The sequence below is a fragment of the Bradyrhizobium nivariense genome, from assembly GCF_029846695.2.
Classification (GTDB): domain Bacteria; phylum Pseudomonadota; class Alphaproteobacteria; order Rhizobiales; family Xanthobacteraceae; genus Bradyrhizobium.
Genome location: NZ_JARWCR020000108.1, coordinates 1 through 18,480, shown reverse-complemented (window position 1 = coordinate 18,480; position 18,480 = coordinate 1). Strand labels below are relative to the sequence as shown.

18 protein-coding genes and 1 pseudogene are annotated in these 18,480 nt (G+C 59.3%); 11 read left to right on the top strand and 8 right to left on the bottom strand.

Annotated elements, in window-relative coordinates; translation table 11 throughout:
* Positions 1-406: 406 nt before the first annotated feature.
* A pseudogene (locus QCM77_RS43260) lies at positions 407-790 on the bottom strand (transposase); the annotation flags it as partial.
* A 487-nt stretch (positions 791-1,277) separates the two neighbouring features.
* Here QCM77_RS43260 and QCM77_RS43255 point away from each other — a divergent pair.
* The 8 genes from QCM77_RS43255 to QCM77_RS43220 all read left to right on the top strand — a co-directional run bounded on the left by QCM77_RS43255 (position 1,278) and on the right by QCM77_RS43220 (position 7,272).
* Positions 1,278-1,412 (top strand): hypothetical protein, encoded by a 135-nt coding sequence (locus QCM77_RS43255; RefSeq protein ID WP_280096825.1) that lies wholly within the window; start codon positions 1,278-1,280, stop codon positions 1,410-1,412.
* Between the two features lie 749 nt (positions 1,413-2,161).
* A complete protein-coding gene (locus QCM77_RS43250) occupies positions 2,162-2,413 on the top strand; it encodes a hypothetical protein (RefSeq protein ID WP_280096824.1) in 252 nt (83 codons plus the stop codon).
* Positions 2,382-2,642, top strand: coding sequence for a DUF7662 domain-containing protein (locus QCM77_RS43245; protein WP_462804405.1), 261 nt, complete (start codon positions 2,382-2,384; stop codon positions 2,640-2,642). The genes QCM77_RS43250 and QCM77_RS43245 overlap by 32 nt, the downstream gene beginning before the upstream one ends.
* Positions 2,643-3,046: 404 nt before the next feature.
* On the top strand, positions 3,047-3,436 hold the full coding sequence (locus QCM77_RS43240) for a nuclear transport factor 2 family protein (RefSeq protein ID WP_280096823.1): 390 nt from the start codon (positions 3,047-3,049) through the stop codon (positions 3,434-3,436).
* Between the two features lie 359 nt (positions 3,437-3,795).
* Positions 3,796-3,975, top strand: a complete 180-nt coding sequence (locus QCM77_RS43235) for a hypothetical protein (RefSeq protein WP_280096822.1) — start codon at positions 3,796-3,798, stop codon at positions 3,973-3,975.
* Between the two features lie 713 nt (positions 3,976-4,688).
* Positions 4,689-5,270 (top strand): ABC transporter substrate binding protein, encoded by a 582-nt coding sequence (locus QCM77_RS43230; RefSeq protein ID WP_280096821.1) that lies wholly within the window; start codon positions 4,689-4,691, stop codon positions 5,268-5,270.
* Positions 5,271-5,688: 418 nt separating this feature from the next.
* Positions 5,689-6,273: a hypothetical protein gene (locus QCM77_RS43225; protein ID WP_280096820.1), complete on the top strand. Its 585-nt coding sequence runs from the start codon at positions 5,689-5,691 to the stop codon at positions 6,271-6,273.
* Positions 6,274-6,420: 147 nt separating this feature from the next.
* Complete coding sequence (locus QCM77_RS43220) at positions 6,421-7,272, top strand: response regulator transcription factor (protein WP_280096819.1); 852 nt, start codon at positions 6,421-6,423, stop codon at positions 7,270-7,272.
* Between the two features lie 35 nt (positions 7,273-7,307).
* Here QCM77_RS43220 and QCM77_RS43215 read toward each other — a convergent pair whose 3' ends face one another.
* The 4 genes from QCM77_RS43215 to QCM77_RS43200 form a co-directional block, all read right to left on the bottom strand.
* Complete coding sequence (locus tag QCM77_RS43215; protein ID WP_280096818.1) at positions 7,308-8,726, bottom strand: HlyD family type I secretion periplasmic adaptor subunit; 1,419 nt, start codon at positions 8,724-8,726, stop codon at positions 7,308-7,310.
* 50 nt (positions 8,727-8,776) lie between these two features.
* The gene (locus tag QCM77_RS43210) at positions 8,777-10,123 is read right to left on the bottom strand and encodes a type I secretion system permease/ATPase (protein WP_511337229.1); all 1,347 of its coding nucleotides are present in this window, start codon (positions 10,121-10,123) and stop codon (positions 8,777-8,779) included.
* A gap of 526 nt (positions 10,124-10,649) precedes the next feature.
* A complete protein-coding gene (locus tag QCM77_RS43205) occupies positions 10,650-11,108 on the bottom strand; it encodes a hypothetical protein (protein WP_280096817.1) in 459 nt (152 codons plus the stop codon).
* 261 nt (positions 11,109-11,369) lie between these two features.
* A complete protein-coding gene (locus QCM77_RS43200) occupies positions 11,370-12,821 on the bottom strand; it encodes a hypothetical protein (RefSeq protein ID WP_280096816.1) in 1,452 nt (483 codons plus the stop codon).
* A 442-nt stretch (positions 12,822-13,263) separates the two neighbouring features.
* Between QCM77_RS43200 and QCM77_RS43195 the strand changes: the two genes are divergently transcribed.
* The gene (locus tag QCM77_RS43195) at positions 13,264-14,379 is read left to right on the top strand and encodes a DUF2336 domain-containing protein (RefSeq protein WP_280096815.1); all 1,116 of its coding nucleotides are present in this window, start codon (positions 13,264-13,266) and stop codon (positions 14,377-14,379) included.
* A 391-nt stretch (positions 14,380-14,770) separates the two neighbouring features.
* On the opposite strand, the gene QCM77_RS43190 is transcribed toward QCM77_RS43195, so the two are convergent.
* Both QCM77_RS43190 and QCM77_RS43185 read right to left on the bottom strand, forming a co-directional pair.
* Complete coding sequence (locus QCM77_RS43190) at positions 14,771-15,124, bottom strand: hypothetical protein (RefSeq protein ID WP_280096814.1); 354 nt, start codon at positions 15,122-15,124, stop codon at positions 14,771-14,773.
* A 718-nt stretch (positions 15,125-15,842) separates the two neighbouring features.
* Positions 15,843-16,013, bottom strand: coding sequence for a hypothetical protein (locus QCM77_RS43185; RefSeq protein WP_280096813.1), 171 nt, complete (start codon positions 16,011-16,013; stop codon positions 15,843-15,845).
* Between the two features lie 578 nt (positions 16,014-16,591).
* Between QCM77_RS43185 and QCM77_RS43180 the strand changes: the two genes are divergently transcribed.
* Both QCM77_RS43180 and QCM77_RS43175 read left to right on the top strand, forming a co-directional pair.
* A complete protein-coding gene (locus QCM77_RS43180; RefSeq protein WP_280096812.1) occupies positions 16,592-16,891 on the top strand; it encodes a hypothetical protein in 300 nt (99 codons plus the stop codon).
* Positions 16,892-17,532: 641 nt separating this feature from the next.
* Positions 17,533-17,808 carry a hypothetical protein gene (locus tag QCM77_RS43175; RefSeq protein WP_280096811.1) on the top strand — a complete coding sequence of 92 codons (276 nt, stop codon included), beginning with the start codon at positions 17,533-17,535 and terminating at the stop codon, positions 17,806-17,808.
* Positions 17,809-18,098: 290 nt separating this feature from the next.
* Here QCM77_RS43175 and QCM77_RS43170 read toward each other — a convergent pair.
* A partial coding sequence (locus tag QCM77_RS43170) for a hypothetical protein (RefSeq protein WP_280096810.1) occupies positions 18,099-18,480 on the bottom strand: 382 nt, incomplete at its 5' end.

Genomic DNA, 18,480 nt, shown 5'->3' with positions numbered 1-18,480 from the left:
CGGCCGACAAGCCTGACCCGCAGTTTCTGATCATCGTCGCTCATCACAAGGTGTCCACCTATTTTGGTGGACACCTCATGCATCAGGGCACTCAAAAGCAAAAGGTGCGGAGAAATTAGCGCTTACGTTTGAATGTTGATGGGTTTCGATTCTTTGTTTTGCTTAGCGGACTGCGTAGTCGGTGCGTCACTGAGCAAAAACTTGCCCATTCGTTCTTGCATTCGTGCGATTGTCTATTTGATACTGATGTCTCGCTCAGATCCGGAAGTTCCTCGATCGCGTGGTCCGAGGCCCCCATCTAGATCCAGTTCGACCAGCTGGGCGATCTGTTCGGTCAATGGTAGTCCCGCCACGCGAACGTCGTCGATTTTCGATAGGCGAAGGGAGTTCCATCTGGCTTGGGTCGTAGGCTCGCATCGATTGCAAATCCTTCAGCACCGACCAACCGCTGCTCGGTGCGGCGGCGCAACACGCGCTCGAACACGCGTCGGAAGAGATCGCTCTGCCGGAAGCGGTCGTGCCGGTTCTCGGAGAACGTCGAGTGATCCGGCACCGCCCCGTCGAGACTGAGCCGGCAGAACCACCGGTAAGCCAAATTAAGGTGAACCTCATCGCACAGGCGCCGCTCTGACCGGGTATCGAAGCAGTAACCGATCAGCAGCATCCGAATCATGAGTTCCGGATCGATCGAGCCGACCGATGCTGCCGTAGATAAGGTGCCAGGTCCCGCTTAATCTCTTGAAGGTCGACAAACCTTGTCGATCGACCTGAGCAGCGTATCGGCGGAAATATACTTCTCAACAAAGCGCCCTGCTCGACTTGCCGATGCCCCATCATGATCTTCAGTCCTGCCAACTAGACAGACTGGACAGCTGCCTTTTTCAACAGAATCGGCCCGAAGCCGAACAACTTTCCAGCTTACAGCAGTGTCTGTTGTTCGGGTGACGCCGGATACGGTGGACACGCGTGGCCCGCATCGTTCTCTAACTGGTTAGCTCGCGCGGTACCATTGTGCGAAGAACTTGACGCTGATCTGAAGAGACCGCGAAATCGGCCAGAGCAGTTTTGAATGTGGCTTGCGCTCGTAAGCTCAACTGGCAGCTGACGCGGCGATATCGATATAGAGGCTCCTGAGGCCGCGCAGTTAAGGAATTCGTTACCGGTCATCGTCACCATGTTGCCATTGCATATGGGTCGCGATTTGCGGCCAGGAATTCCGGAAGCGGTTTAAACCTGGACATGCCGGGTTAGCGGTCTCTTTCAAGAGGAGAGGCCTAATGTTTAAGGGCTTCATGATCGTTGTTGTGGCGCTGATCAGTACAGCGCAGGTGGATCAATACCTAACCCAAGGTCGGTACACCGACGCGGCGATGGCCATGCTGCGGCAAATCGGTCACGCGTTTGGGTTCTAAATAATCTTGGGGCAGTGGCGCGTGATGAAACGCATCTCATGGGCTGATCTCAACGCGGACGAGCGACGCGCTATTGCGGTATTGGGAGCCGGACTTTCCATTGAATTTTGCGACGCATTTGCCCTCCTGACGTTAAGTCGGCTTGGTCTGATCATCGGGTCCCATTTGACGGCTGCTGCACAATTTGCGGAGAGAGGCCGTTTTGAAGGGTGTGGCTGGGTAAGCGCTGCCGGGGGATAAGGACTGGGTCGGGGCAGCCAAACGCAGTCGAGTTCATTGTGGACGGCTCCGGCCAATACGCCTATCCGGTCCGTTGTGTGCGTTTGAATCCGGAGAAGGTTGGTCTCGGAACGCCACCTCCGCGGTCGCGATGCGCTGGCCCAGCGCCTGACGAGGGTTCGTCCGCCCCAGGCTTTCATCGCCGTCAATGCCACGAGCCCTTTCGAGGTTCAGCTCGCCTTACCGCTGCGCGGCTCCGTTTAATATCCTCGGGCATCAGCGCGGACCACCGGTGAGAGGCGCCCACGTGTTAACGTCAGTTCTGCTGACCTCTTTTTCAGGCCGCTGGACAAATTCCACTAGCTTTTTTTCTGCCGAGATTCCAAGTTTCACGAATTAGACTGCTCGATTTTAGTGGGGGGACATTGCGATGGCAAAACCTGCCGTTTCCCGTGATGCCTTTCGTAGTTGTTTGCTTTTTATGCAGCGAAGGCACATCACGACACAAGCACGATGGCGGACATCATCTGTTGAAGCTGTTTGGATCGGCTCTGGAACAATGGTCGGAAGAAGGTGAGCTGCTCGGCTCGGAAACAGTCGGTCGCATACTGGAGCCGCGCACCCGTCAAATCGCGAATAGCAGCGCACGTTATGACCATGCCAGCGACTTTCTCTACGCGCTCTTGAGAGACCACGGGCAAAAAGTGCAGTGCCGAATCCCCGCCAGTATTACTCACACGATGCTCACCGATGCCAAGTTCGACTTACCACCCCCTCCATGAGAGGCTGCTAACGGAAAACCGTCAAAGCCTTCGGCTAACCTTTTCAGAGGTCGAATCGATATTGGGAAAGCCTCTGCCGACGTCGGCTTACAAATTCACTGGCTGGTGGAGCACACTAAAGGGGGCAGGCCCACAAGCGAAAGCGTGGCTGTCCGCAGGCTTTCGTGTCCGCGTATCGATGAAGCACCGCGTCGTCGAATTCTATCGTTGTAACGTGGAATACCAATGACTGTTAAGGAGCACCTCGGCCTCACTCCACTGCTTGGGTTTGTGGGTCGTACATTCGAATTCCAAATAGCTTGATTGAAATGGTTCAAGAGTAGAGTTCGGCGGAGTTCTCGGACTGGTAGCCACGGCAATCATTTCGGCGCGCCCGCTTACGAGGACCGGGCTCGCGTAAACCGAGATGATTGCGGGTGCGGCGGAGCGCGACCTGCGGCGTGCGGCAAGCTGGAGATGACTGCCAGCTCCTACGCCTTCATCATTATCTCCCGACTTCGACGGAAGCTGCGGCGGATCTCTGCAAATCGGAATCCGGGAATGCTCCCGCCGCGCGTTGACAGGCTCGCATATCAGTTGTGAAATGACTGCGGTTTCACCCAACATGCGTTAGGAGGGTGCAGATGAGCGAACATGAAGAACCGACAGTTCATTGAGCAGGCTTACGCCAACTTCAAAGCCGGTGACATCCCGACGCTGTTGCAATCTATGTCAGAGGACGTCACGTGGCAGTTGCCGGAGGTTGAGAACGTGCCCTTCGCCGGCAAGCGACAGGGGCGCGGTGCGGTCGGCGAGTTCTTTTCGACCCTCGCTACCGTGCAGGATTCGCGTTCATTCGAGCCACGCGAATTCATCGCCCAGGGCGACAAGGTCGTCGTGCTCGGTCACTACGTCTGGCAGGTCAAAGCCAATGGGCGCACCTACGAGAGCGACTTCGCACACGTCTTCACCGTCCGCGGCGGTCAGATCGTGGCCTTCCACGAGTACACGGATTCAGCTGCGGCGGCCAAAGCGTTTTGTTAAGATTGAACACCAAGTAAGGTGACTCGCACTCGGCGAGCAACAGCGGCAAAGGGCGTAATCATCGTGGTGCCTCCGAAAGGAGCGGTTCGCCGGTATTGTTGTCGATGACGAGGAGCTTCGTGCTCGGTAGCAACGCGCGCTACCGTAAAATTGGTCGTCCACGTTGATCCCCTCAGAACGCAATCGAGAATCGCCGTCCCGCCGTGTTTATGACGCACGGCGGCGACTCGGCACACAGCCCCGCCGAAACAATGTGCCGAGCCTAGCCGGTCTCGCTGGTCAAATTACTGACCGGATGAAGGCCATCGTGAAGGTAGACGGTGCTGTTTGGATAGGCTTGAGGATCGAGATCGGTTTTCATGATCGTGCGTATGCTGAATTTTCTGACAGTCTTTTTCATCATTGCAGGCTTGGTGCTGCTTTGGATGAACCTGCGAGCATCGCAGCGAAAGGGAATTAACCTCACCCCGCAGGAGCACCGTGAGCAGACTAAACTGACCAGTTCCAGAATTAACCCGCAGCGCGGACATCATTCTTAATTTGAGGCTTGATTGCGGCCGCGCATTGGAGGGGTAGCTTTTGCGCGCCGAACATTGCCCCGTCAGGTCCCTACCCAGGCGAAGCCCTCGCCCGTCATACTCGGCGCGTCGGCTTCGTTTGCTGACCACGTGCGAGTGTCATTTTGAAGAGGCCGTCGAAACACGAAACTCTCGATCTCGCCGAGATGCGCTGGCAGATCACGGCCCTGCGATCCCGACACTCGGAAAATCTACGGATCACACATTTGTTGAACAGGCTGCTGATTAAGATTGCATATCTCAGTGAACTGGAGAGTGCAGCTCACGCGCGGCGGCCGCGCGAAGCGTTCGCCAGAACGATGGCGGATATTGGGGAGCGCGTCACAAAAAACGTCCGTGGAATGTCCGGTAAGGCTAACAAGTAGATCAAACCAAGCCGACCAAAGCTCCCGCCGTTCTCACGTCGGCTGTTGGCGGTAGACCGGATGCGGCGTAGCACTCGCGTCGATCGCCGCTTCTGACGCGAAGCCGACTTGCGCACTCGGTCTAATTAATCCGCTCAAATTCAGGATAGTTGCAAATCGCGGCGACATGGCCGCACCAACGTGAATGACCGAAAGCCGTGCCGCCCCACACGGTCGTTGCATCGCAGCATTTGCGGGCAAGTAACTCCGACGACGATCGAGACGTGATACTCTGCTTCCGTTCGTCCTCCGAACTAGCATGAGGTCCGAATGAAGCGGCGGGACTTCGGTCTACTCGTCTTGGGGGTAGCGGTGAGTTGCCCGATCATAGCTATGGCGCAGCAATCAAAGCCTATGTGGCGGGTGGGCATCCTCGACCCAGCGTTTGGCGTCCAACCGCTGCTAGACGCTTTCCGAAGACAATTGAGTGAGCTCGGCTACATCGAGGGCAAGAACCTGATCATCGACTATAGGAGAGCGGAAGGGCATTATGAGCGCCTGCCGCAGCTGGCCGAAGAGCTCGTCGTTCTCCGACCCAATGTGCTGGTTGCGATTGCGACCCCGGCCATTGCTGCAGCGCAACGTCCGACATCCACAATACCCATCGTGATGTCGCCCTCAACGGATCCGATTGGCTCCGGCTTCGTGAAAAGCTTTGCACATCCAGGAGGCAATATACCCGGCGTAGCCAATATGTACGGCGACGTCATGGGCAAGTCGGTGGAAACGCTACACGAGCTAGTGCCTGCCGCGAAAAGGATCGCCGTATTGATGTCGCTAAATACCACCCATCCTACACAATACGAGTTGGTGGGCCCGGCAGGACTCGAACCTGCAACCAGACCGTTATGAGCGGCGGAATATTGGTCAGCTTCGTCGATCTTCCTGCGTCTTTGTTCGAGTCCAAGTGCTCTCGTTCCGCTTCGTTCACGCCGTTTCTGGTGCGAAACTGGCGCGGTGCTCCGAAACTTGCCTGAAGGCACTAAGTCGGCAATCGGCAGCGTTGGGTGGCGCAAAACCTCCGGACGAACTCGCAGGTTGCAGAACGGTCCAAGAGCGGACCAAATCGGCCATGATTGCTTTCACGATTGGCCTTTTGCGGTCATCTCGGCACGGGTCTGAAGCCCGATCTAATCCGCCCATCCAGGCATGGGCCGGACAACGGCGCGCGCTTAATGGGCGCTTAATGCTTTTGCGCAACAGATAGATCACCAGCGCGGAATTAGTCCTAGTTACGAGTGCGAGCCGAACTCCCGAGGAGGGGAATCGGATGGGACTGCTTTTTGTCGGAGTGCTGGCAGGAATCCTGATCGGCTTTGGCTGGTTCGCGCCTTCCCGGGGGTATTTCCTCGGGTGCGCGTCACGACCCTGTTTCGACAGGGTCGCTGTCGCCCAACCCGCGCAGCCAATGCCGACGGCGTTGGCGCAAGAGCCTGCGGTTGTCAGATCGAATTCCGCAACGCCGGCAGGGCCCGTCAAGACATCAGCTCCGAAGAAACGGGGATCGACCGATCTTGCCAAAGCGGCGTCCCCGCGGACGACGGTCAGGGTCCCGGCACCCGAGCGGACCGCGGAAATGGCGGATCCTGCTCTGGACAAGGCGAAGGTTGCGATCGCGACGCAGATGGGGGATCCGGAAACGGTCGAATTCAGCGACGTGAAGCGCGCAATGCGAAAGAACATACTTGGACGCCGCGTGGATACGATTTGCGGGCGCGTGAAAGGAAGAAGCGCGTCAGGCGGCGAGACTGGAGAGAGGCCGTTTCTGTATCTCGTGAAGGAGGATGAAGCATATGTCGTCGACGCCAAGTCAGGGTCGGCGGCCTCAACGGCGTATCGAAATATCTGCAATTAGGGGATGCGTCGACTGCGCCACCGCGCGGTACACGCCCCCAAATGATTTGAGCGGAAAGAATTTCCACCCAGGTGTCAAGTGATCCCGCAGTGGATGCGGCACTAACGGCGGCACTGCGCTGCTCTCGTGATGATGCATTCGGGACGAATGCAGCAGCAGGGGAGACGCAATACGGAATGGGAATATCGCGGAAGTTCTTTTCATCTCGAGGACATCATGCACGACATAACCAACACTTCAAAACGGCTCAATGAATCGCTTCATTTGCCGGTTCTGGTGATCATCGAGCCGCTCCTGTTGCCTCGTACATGCATTCTGCACGTCCTAAGGAGGGAGTTGGACGAACTTGAGATCCTTGACATGGCAACGGTCCAAGGCCTGGACTGCACGTCAGCCCGCGATGTTCGTCTGGTGATGCTGAGTATCGCGGACAAGCCCATCGGCGATCCCTCGGTTGAGGACGATCTCGCCTTCGTTGCGGAGTGTTGTCCCAACGCCGCCACTGTGGTCCTGTCAAACCATGACGACGAGCCGACCGTGCAGGCCGCGATGCAGCGGGGCGTGCGCGGCTTTCTTTCCACCTCGCTACCGATCGAGATTGCCATAGCTGGCCTGCGCCTTGTTCTTGTCGGCGGCGCCTACAGGCCGTTGCCCGTGGCCGGGATGAACAAGTTACCGGATTTCGAGCCGCCGGATGCGCGCGGGCTTGCGCCCGCATATCTGATGAACGAGGGAACCAGAGTGGCTATCGACAGGAGCGTGACCGATCTCACGCCTCGTGAGAAACAGGTTCTGGCGGAACTGGAGCTCGGCCTGCCCAACAAGCTGATCGCCGCCAAATTGGGCCTCTCGGAAAGCACAGTCAAAATGCACATTCAGCATATCATGAGGAAATGTGCCGCGCACAATCGCACGGAAGCCGTCCTCCGCTGGCGCGGCCGGTTGCCAGCGCAGAGTCGCGATCACGACCCCGGCGCGGCTCTAATGCCGGAGACCTGAAGCATGATGACGATTCATCCGAATCTCATCGCGCTTTAGTCCTCTCTGAATGCACCACGGAAGCTGTCAAGCAGGGGCCTGAGCGCGTAGAGAGCCACGGTGCCGCGCCCCGTCGTGATGAACACTTGAACCGGCATGCCGGGGACGATCTGGATGTCGTTTGCCGCGATCTGCCCGTCGTCGATCCGGATCCTGGTCGCGTAGTACGGCTGGTCGGTACGTTTGTCGAGGAGCCGGTCTGCGGATACGTGCACGACGGTTCCCTTCAAGCGAGGCACGCGACGCTGATTGTACGGTACGAGGTGAACCTCGGCAATGAGGCCGGGATGAACCACATCGATGTCCTCGGGCCTCAGGCGCGCGGTCACGATGAGACGGTCTTGCCGGGGCACCAGGTCCATGAGCGGGGCACCTGCTCCGATCACGCCGCCGGCTGTATGAATCCGCAGATCGGTTATCACGCCGTCCTCGGGCGCCTTGACCTCCGTTCGCGATAGCTGATCCTTGGCCGCAAGCAACCGCTCGCGGAGCTGGAATATCTGGTTCTGTGCTTCACGAAGCGACTGTGCGATCTCGTTCTGCCTCTCGCTCTCGAGCTTGAACAATGTGGCCTGCTGTTCGCTGATGACCTGCCCGGCGCGGGAAATCTGCGCGGCGATCTCGCCGCGGCGGCCCTCAACGTCGGCCAGCTCCCGCTGCAAGTTCAGAAGCCGCGGCCGCCGTTCGAGCCCCTTGTTGACGAGGGTCGCGACCATATCCAGTTCCTCCCGGACGATGTCGATCCGCTGCCCGGTGGCGGTTTCCTGAGCCTTGAGACCTTCGATCTCCTTCTCGACTTGACGCCTTCGTTCGCGACTGACCGCAAGCTGCGACTCGTGAACCTGCAGGCGTGCCTGAAAAATGAACTGCTGCGCCGACACTGCAGCGGCGGCCACTCCGTTCTGCCTACTGTCCTGCTCCAGCGCGTCCGGAATTGCGATCTTCTCGAATCTCTGCTGCTCGGCTTGAAGCCGTGCCGCACGAGCAACTGCATCCCAAAATTGGCCTTGGAGGCTTTGCATCTCCGAGCCGGCCCGGGTGTCGTCCAGCACGATCAGCGTTTGGCCGCTTCGCACGATATCGCCATCCGAAACCAGGATATTCCTGACGATACCGCCTTCCAGATGCTGGATCGTCTTGCGGCTCGATTCCGATTCCACGACGCCGGACGCGATCGCGGCGCTCTCGAGCGGCGCGAGGCTCGCCCATGTACCAAGCCCCAGCATGAAGCAGAGCACCAGCAGATTGCCCGCGACGGTGATGCCGCGAAGCCTTCCGCGCGGAGAGGTCGGCGTGGGCGTCGAACACCATGGAAATTCCAAAGGTTCGAAATCGTCGATTGCGGTCACCACGACGCCGAATCGACGGGCAGGCGGGGGGCTCGCCGGCGCTCGCACGAGCTGGTCCCAGATCATGGGCAGTCTCGAGACGGCGGGAAGCTTCCAGACGGTGAGAGAGTTCCAGATCATGGCGCAATCTGCGAAGTGACCTGGGGGCGGCTCAGGTGCCGTTCAAAGATGTCCTCGCTGTCGCCGAACGCGGCGACCGCACCGTCCTCCATGATGGCAATCTTGTCCGTGGCGGCGAGAAGACCCATCCTGTGGGTGACGACGACAAGGATGGCGCCTGCGAGCTTCATGCGCTCGATGGCATCCAGGAGCATTCGCTCGCCCCCGTAGTCGAGGCTGGCGTTGGGTTCGTCGAGAACGATGAGGCGTGGACTGCCGAAAAAGGCGCGGGCGAGACCGAGGCGCTGCCGATACCCGCGCGAGAAGGTTGCTTCGCTCTGAACCACCGTGTCGTAACCCAGCGGCAGGCGCATGATCGCCCCATGGATACCGACGAGCTTGGCCGCTTCGATGACCTTCCGCCGGTCGGCATCTTCAAGGCGTGCGATGATGTCGTTGATCGTGTCGCCGAGGAGGTTGATGTCCTGGGGGAGATATCCGAGGCGGTCGCCGTTTCGGCCCTCGCGAAGCAGCGAGACGTCGGTATTGTCGAGAACGACACGGCCATGCGTTGGCATCGACAGCCCGGCGATTACCTGGCCGAGCAGGGACTTGCCCGACCCGGACGCACCGATGATGCCGAGGCATTCTCCGGGCATGAGGCTAAACGTGACGCCGTTCAGCAGAAGATGGTTGGTCCCCGCAAGCCTCACGCCAACATTGTCGACGACGAGGCCGCTGCGCGTCTGTAGCGGAGAAACCTCCGCCCTCTGCTGCCGGGCAACGGGGAATGCGGCGAGAAGTGCGCCGAGCCGCTGACAGGCGCTCACGGCCGTCACGAGTGATTTCCAGCCTGCGACCGCGCTTTCGACCGGCGCGAGCGCCCGGCTGAACATCAGCGTGGCAGCAAAGATGATTGCCGGACTCTTCCCGTGATCGAGGACGAGCCACGCGGCGGCCCCCATGATCAGGACCTGCGACAGCGCGCGAACCGGCTTGGCGGCCAGTGAGACGATCTCGCCTCGCCGAAGTGCCACATCGTGCTCTCTGCGCGCGTGCTGCGCGTCACGGTGGATCATGCGCGCAGCGTTGTCGAGCATTCCCATGGCGCGGATCATGTGGATGTTGCTCGCCGCAGTCTGGAGGCGGCCGCAGCTTCTGGACAGCGCGGCGCCGGATCTGAGCAGAACGTCTTCCGTGACCAGCTCTCCGGCAACCGTGAGCGCGAACAGGAAGGCGACGCAGCAGGCGCCCACCACGCCAAGCAGGGGATGGATCAGAAAGAGGACAAGGAGGAACAAGGGCGCCCAGAGCGCGTCGAACAGCATCGTACATGCGCCGGACTCGACGAACTGGCGCAGCACGGTGAGATCCCGATATGCGCCCGACGCCTGCGTCCAATCGCTGCGAAGCGCCGATTCGAGGCCAGCCGAGAGCACGCAAGGACGAAGGCGATCGTCGAGCCAGGCGCCAAGGCGTCCAAGGACGGCGCGCCGCAATGCATCGAACACGCCGCCGACGACCACCGTGATCGCGACAATCAGCGTGAGCAGGAGCAACGTGTCGCCGCTCCGGCTCGACAGCACCCGGTCGTAGATCTGAAGAAGATAGAGGGAGGGCGCAAACAGAAGCAGGTTGTAGCTGCAGCTATACGCGAATACGAGACCGAGTGGTCCCGCGCAGGACCGGAGGGCCGCGTGCAGTGGCGTCCCGATCTGCGGCAGGATAGGCAACCGAATGGGCGGCATCAGCATGATCGTCACCGCCTGAAATCGAGGTCCGGCGCACTTGACCGATGGCCAAAATCATCTGCCAACGGCGGGGGTATTGGCTCGAACTTCAGGACCGGTGGCGGCGGCCACCGGTCCTGCCAGCCGGACGAGCCGGTGGTCAGAACGTATCGAGATGGAAGCTCACTTCGCCGCCCAGCGCGGCGTTGCCGTCTCCGCCATGGCCGCCGATGCCGGCCACGACCTCCTGGTGCTGGTCCACCGAGACCTTGTTGATCTGGGTCGCATCCGTATTGGCGTATACCTTGGAGGTATCGTAACCGCTGTAGGATTTCTGGCTTCCGTTCGACTCGGCGTCGCCGCCATGGGCCTTCGAAAACCACGAGGCCTTCGCGTTGGCGCCGCCGGCATCCCAATCTGCCGTCTGTTTGACATGATCGCCGGTGTTCACGTGCACGTCGGCACCGACCGCCTTGTTGGTCGGATCGAAGTTGAGCGTCGGCTTGCTGATGATGGCGCCCGTGAAGGTGCCGTCGCCGCCATTTCCGACGTTCTGACCACCGGTGCTGATCGATTTGAATTCGATCGAGTCCGAGATGTTGATCGCTTTGGGCATCATGTGTGCCTCCCTCTGTTGGCTTTCGTGCATCATCCATCCCGATCAGGTGGACGCGCGCGGCAAGTCTGATCCGCCCACGCGCGGTGGCGATAGATGTCAAATCGGACACCATCCGGTTTGCTCGGCCTACGTACGAAAGTATGACATTCGTCGCGCAGCATCGGAGCTCGAAACATCCGGGAGGGCCCGTAGGGCGTGCTTGCATGCGCAGGGTGTCGACGCAGCTCGCGATCGGGCTTGTGCGAGCGGCGCGATGTGTCGCTATCCCATCAGGTGAAGATCCGACAGAAGATGGGCGGAAAGATCGCCACCCAGCGCGAGATTGCCGTGGCCGCCGTCCCCGCCAACACCGGCGATCTGGACCGCACTCTGGTCGATGTGCACGTTGTTGACCTGGTCGGCCACAGCCGTCGAATGGGGACCTGCAACTGCGATATTGATGGGTGCATAGATCGCGACGCTGACATCGATCAGGCTGCCGGCAAAATATCCGTTGCCGCCATTGCCTGCGCCGTTCGAACCGGTCGCGATCGTGTCGGAGCCGCCCCACAGGCCATCGGAAAGAAGGCTTGCACGGCCGCCCGCCGCGGCGTTGGCGTTGCCGCCGTGCCCGCCAATGCCGGCGATCTGAATGATGGATTGATCCACGTAGGCGTCATTGGTCTGGACCGAATGAACGTTGGAGCCATAGCCCGCGACTGCGATGTTGATCGGGTCGTACACCACGACGGAGGAATGGACGAGCCCGCCGTAGAACGCGCCGTCGCCACCATTTCCAGCCTGGCTTCCACCCGTTTGAACGTCCGGGACGCCCCCTCCGTTGCTTGATCCCCAGCTGGGGTCGAGCGTCATGACGCTGCCGTCGGCGGCCACATTGCCATTTCCGCCACTTCCGCCGACGCCCGCGATCTGAGTGGCCGACTGATCGATGTCCACCGTGTTCGATTGACTTGCATGCGCAGTGCCGCTCGAGGCCGCCACTGCAATATTGATGGGATGATAGATCACCACGGGAGCGTCCACGATCGCACCCGAGAAATAGCCGCTGCCGCCGTTTCCGGCGCCGTTGTCGCCGCTCGCGATCACGCCGGCGCCTGAGGACGTACTGACGCTTCCTCCCGATGCAATGTTGTCATTGCGGCCATGGCCGCCGACGCCGGCCATCTGAGAGGCGGATTGATCGACATTCAAATTGTTGGACTGGTTGGCCAGGGCGACCGAGCCGTATCCCAGGCTCACCGAGATGTTGATCGGTTCATAGATCAACAGGGACGCGTGAATGATACTTCCGTAAAAGTAGCCATCTCCGCCGTTCCCGGCCGTGTTCGCTCCGCTCTCGACCGTAGCAATGCCCATCCCGGGATGTGATGCGCCGGAAGCGGGCGTGGTGGACGAAACATCCAGGCCCGCCGCAGTGTGGTTGCCGACGTGGCCGCCCGTGTCGACCCCCGATGTGGAATGTTTGGATTGAACCGGGTCGGAGTCATGATGCTGGGTATTCGCGCTCGCGGGGTGCGCTTCAGTACCTGCAGATTGACCTAACAATTGACCTGCAAACGGGCCGGGACCATGGACCTGGGCGCCACCGCCGACCGCCTCGGTCAGGAACGGGGCGCTCGGTGCCGGACCCGCTTCGTCGTCACCATCGTACCCATCGTGCCGATGAGAGGCGTGATGCAGCCGGATCCCATCCGACATCCGCGAAAAGTCCATCTTAGCCTCCCTCATCGCAATCGCTCCACGCAATCGGACGGGTTCTGCACTCCAGACAGAATGTCATCCCGGGAAGGTCGAAAGCCCAGTCGTCAGTTCGGATATAGCGCTTCGTCTGGCAGCCGTAACATCGGCTACATCCGTTCGGGTAAAGCCCCTGATGTCCTGGTGGGCCCGGCAGGACTCGAACCTGCAACCAGACCGTTATGAAAAAACGCGCGACCTCGCGGGTGCAGCTACGTTGGGCAGGTTGTTGACGGCGTCCGTTTCCTCCAAGTCAGGCAATACCTAAAATTCGATCGATCTGATTAGGCGGACCTTATGCCCGATCCAAGGTGGCGGGAATGATTTTACCGCGTGTTCAGGTCTAAGTGGTGTCATCGCCCATTCCTTTGAATTCCCGCTTTTGTCGTTCGATTATTTTCAAACTGCGAGCGCATCAATGGCTGCTATCACGTCATTCTTGGCCGAGTTGGATGAAGCAGTTGCGAGAGGAAATCCCGAGAGTTGTCTGCGGGCGCTCTGGCATGCGGCAGACATCCTGATCGCCGGCACTTATTCCGAGGAGCAGATCTGGACTTTCGGTGAGGTCATCGGTCGTCTCGCGCAGGAGATTGAAGCGAGCGCGCGGGCGAATCTCGCAGGAAAGCTCGCATGCAGCCCAAACGCGCCCTATGCGTTGACCCGGCAGATGGCAAGCGACGACTGCATCGATGTCGCATGGCCAGTTCTCAGTCGGTCGGAGCGCCTTGACACCGAGACATTGATTGCGTGTGCCAAGAACAAGAGCCAGCAACATTTGCTTGCAATCTCCAGGCGACAAACTGTCCCGGAAGCGGTCACCGATGTCCTGGTGGTGCGGGGATCTCCCGAGGTCGTAACCTCGGCCGCATCAAATGCCGGGGCGAATCTCTCCAAATCCGGATTTCTGCACCTGGTGCGGCGGTCAGAAGGGGATTCGATCCTCGCCGAGTCGGTGGGACTTCGAAAGGATATTCCTCGACATCTCTTCCACCAGTTGATCGCCAAAGCCTCTGAAGAGGTGCGGCAAAAACTGAAGAGGGAGCGTCCGGATATCGAAAATCAGGTCCATCGCGTCGTCGTCGATGTCACCGGGGCCATTCACGCCAGGTTTGGCCCAGCGTCGAAGGATTACTTCACGGCGAAACGCACGGTGGCAAAACTGCACGAGAGAGGCGAATTGACAGAAGACAAGGTCTTCGAACTTGCTCACTCTCTCAAGTTCAACGAGACCACCGTTGCTCTGTCGTTGCTCTGTCGGCTTCCAATAGATGTCGCGGAACGGGCATTGATCGAGAAGGATCGCGAGCCGGTGTTGATCTTGGCCAAGTCTCTCGATTTCTCATGGCCCACCACGATGGCGCTGCTGTTCCTGGGCGCGGCCAACTACCGGATAACAGTTGGCGAGCTGGATCAATTGAAGATCGATTTCCACCGGCTGAATGTCAAAGCGTGCCGGGAGGTCGTCACCATCTACCGAACGCGAAAGGAGGAGGTTTTCGGCGGCTCGTTTCAACGGCCTCGGCGCATGATCTAGCAATTGCGGTGACAGAATTGCAGTGAAAGCACTTAATTCATGAGCCGGGAAACGGCCGGAACCATGTGATGAAAAGCTTGGCGACGGTCAAGGAGAAGAATGGCCGCATGAATTGCCAATGCTGAAGAAACGGTGGGGTCCACAGGAGATCGCGCAGCTGGGCAAATGCAGACTTTGCACGATCTGTGTACGTATCCGCGCAATCGTCTCCACGACCAGCATCCACCACCACCTGCTTTGTTAAGAAGCAGGCAGCGCAACAGACCAACCTGTAGGGGGGGGCAATTTTGGACGCCGATCCCTCGGCTTAGGGGGTCAATATTGCAAGCCGAATGACAGCTGAAAAAGCAACACCTGATGAGCACAGCGCTGGCCCGATTTGCGCTCTGTATCAGCCAACCTTCTGATCTCTGGAGTCGCCAGCCCGCCGCGAAGCTTCATCATCAGGCGGCTCGAAAGCGACTTCAGCACCTTCGGCGTCCGCGTCTTCAGGTGAGGACGTTCCGATCGGACGGACTCCGCGCGTTCGCAGAGCAATCCCGGCGAATACCCACGCCATAATCCAGGAAATGGACCACAGCAGAAGCCCGAAGCCCTTACCAGCTAGGAAGCCGGCGAAAAGCGAAAACGCGTAAGAGAGGAATGGCCATTTGCGGGGCCCTCCAACCAAGAGCACCGCTCCAACCGAGACCAAAAACGGCACGAAAGAGACGGCAATCACCCCAATCAGTTCGACCGAGTCCATGGTGGAGCATCCCCCCTGATAGGAGTTTTTCCTCAGGGTATGATTGAGCGGAGGTGGAGCGAAAGCTGGATCCAAAGTTAACCTTGACAGTCGCGATGCGAGTGTCGGGCCTTTTATTCAAATTGTGTGAACTCCCTGACTTCTCCGGTTTCTGCTTCGAAAGTTCGAGGGAACCGGGGGCACGAGCCGAGCATTTTATCGCAATGATCAGACTCGGTTTCGGCTTAGCCGCGCTTGCGGGTTCGCTTTTTCTGTTTGAGCTTTGGCTCTCGCAGCGCGAGATTCAGAAGGGCGTCGAACGGCTGGAGCGTTATCAAATTCCGCACGCTCGCTAATGCCTCAGCTCCGGGCTGATTGGCGGGACACCCGGAAAAAATCGGCCCCAACTTCGACGGGGGTGGAAGCTGAGGCCGAGGCGCCGGACCGTGAGGCGGCTCGCAGTCCAGGAAGTAAGCATGCGCGTCGAACAGCGCTGAAGACATCGTGCAGTGGGCTTACCTCCGATTTAGTAGGACACTATTCCGCACCGTAGTTATCCGGAATCGCTCCGATACCCTTGGCGCCTGTAACGTGAGCGCTGCTTGCGACTTCGCGGCTCTAGTCAAAGAAAAAACCAGCACGGGGGACGGGACATGCTGGACGCCATCCAGATCAGCTGTGCGCTTTGGGGAATGATCATCTGCGGCGCCATTAAAGCCGCGCAGCTCGCCCACTATTTCTAGGGTATCAACCAGATCACCATTGCTGCTCCGCCCCAGATCAAGCCACCGATCCAGGCGGTCATGACAACGCCAGCCGTAGCAAGAAATGCCACGCCGAGCAGGTCCGAGCCCCGACGCGGCGCCGGCGTCTGCGTGTCGATGGCTACTGAGTTGACCTCTTGATTCATGGTGTCGTGTCCAGTTGGGAAAGTCGTCGGAGTGATCTGCAGCCCGCGAATTTTCATGGACGCCGCAAGCCCTGATGGATTGCGGATTATCGTCCCAACCCTCGTAATCTAATACGGGTCCAGCGTTAGAAGGCCCCAGCGGCAGGCTCCTAGCAGGGAGGCGCGCGCTGGGGCCAAAAGGCCTGCCAGTACGCTACGCGGCAGGACTCCATAATGATCCACCAAGAGCCACGGCGCGGCATTAACGTAAGCGAATCTAAGCTGCATACTGTAGAGGGTCCCACTTTCGAAAATCGACAGGTGGCGCTCTGCGACGGCGCGAGATCGGCGCACCCGCATTCGATGGCCTCGCCAACTCTGTTACAAAATGGCGAGGCCGCCAGCACTTCCGGACTAGCAGGGACTGGGGGGCTTTGGAGCCCGGAGGCCGCGCCATCCTACGCTCGACGGCCGAGAATGATGACTGCCCGAAAGAGGCACCCCTTCGGAGTGTCGTCCATATGGTCTGTCCGGAGAGGTTTGCCTGGCACTATTTTAGCTGCCGGGGTTTAGTTCGCTTCTAGCCAACGGCAACCGCAATGCCTCTTACCCTCCGGAAGATCGGCCCTGATAACTACACGGTCCACGAGGACCGGCAGCTAGTCGGCCGCATCCGCTACGCGACCGAACGCTCACCCGGGCTCTGGCTGTGGACCTGCGTCGTGACACTTCCCGGACCGCCTTTTGGGGACGCCGGCTCGCTCGATGAAGCGAAGGGCCGCTTCAAGGTCGCATGGGAGAACTTCAAGGCGAAGCATACCGCGGAAGCGTTGGCGAAGGCCTGCGCTGAGATGGACCAAGCCAACCGGCCAGATCGTTATCTGCGTTCAGTGCGTTAGTGCGTCGGCTGGCAGACCTCTCTCATGGAGTGGCTAGAGAGCGCAGTAGATCCCAACCCATTTGAACGCAGCGAAAGAAATACAGCTCAATTAAACGGGCAAATTGAGGCGAGGAAATGATGGCTACGCCGAGCAAGTTATGCCAGCTGACCCGATGAGCATCTCTTTGATCTCGCGGTGCATGGGGGCAATGTAGCTGATGCGACGGGCACCTGGGGTGCTTGGCCTGTCGCATGGTATAACGTCTAATCCCAATCCCTAATGAGTCGGGGGTGCCGTGGGTATTGTCTTACTCTCGCTCGCGGCGTGCGTTGTCGGTGTTCTTCTCCTACTGGCATTCCGCCGATAGGACCGACTGCGGCCGCAAGAGTTGCCTTGAATCCTCAGCCCAGCGCCGAAATTAAGCTTTCCGGCGGGTTATTTTTGACTGTGCGCAATTGAGCGCGTTCACTCCATGGCGCGGATGGAGACGAACGTGATCAGTTGGCTGGTAGTCATCATCATCGCGGTCAGCGTTGCAATCCTGATCGCCCACGCGATTGACGCTATACGTTCCTGAGGCGCAGCGCAGCGGCGCGAGATGCCTAAAGTTATCTTAGCTTCTGGGCCGGAATCATACCGCCCAAGCAACGAGAGGAGAGATGATCTTAAGCACTCACGCAGTTGTCGGCGGCGCCATCGCTAGCCTGTTCCCGTCGCACCCAGTCCTGGTTGCTGTCGCGGCCTTCGCAAGCCACTTTGCGATCGATGCAATCCCGCATTGGGATTATCCACTTCGAGCGATGATGTTAAAGCCTGGCGCCAACAACCGCCGCCTGCTAGCGGATCCGAGGCTTTTTCTCGATTTGACCCTTATCGGCTTGGATGCGTGCGCGGGACAATTTGGCTTTTCGCGACACCAGCAACGATTGGAGTGATCGTGCTCGGCGCCCTTGCCGCGATGACCCCCGACCCCTTACAGGTCGTGCACAGGATGCTTCCGAGGCAGCCCCTGACGACCTTGCAACGTTTTCATAGATGGGCCCACACGAAGCGGAGGCTTAGGTGGCCGCTCGGCATCAGCTCGCAAGCACTCTTTGCCGCATCCGTATCATGGATAGTTTTGACCGTCGGTTGAGGAAGCGCTGCCGCTGAGTGCTTGCATCGCCGAATTCATGGACGCCGCATGTGCAGTCCGTTGATTGCTGGCGACCCGGGGTAGACGGCCTCAGGCGGCGCGCTCCGATGCCGGTGGGAGGATGGTCAGTTGCTTTTGCAGGGTGGCGACGGTCGTCTGCAGGTTGTCGCGACGTTCTCGCAAGCTCAGAGCCAGCATCGGGTAGGAGTGGTTGGCGGGGTTGAAGACACGAGACTTGCGCTCTTCCTCCTCAATGTCGGCATCTAGGAGTTGAACGCGCCGTCGCAGGTCGGAGATCAGCACATGGAGCTGGGCGGTTGCTTCGAAACGGAGCATCGGTTGCATTGAGCTGCTGCCGGTTTGATGGACACCAAGTTTAGGTGTTTCATGGAGCCGGAGGTAGTGATGCGAAGACGAAAGTTCAGTCGAGAGTTCAAGATCGAGGCTGTCAAGCTTGTCAGGGAGCGCAGGG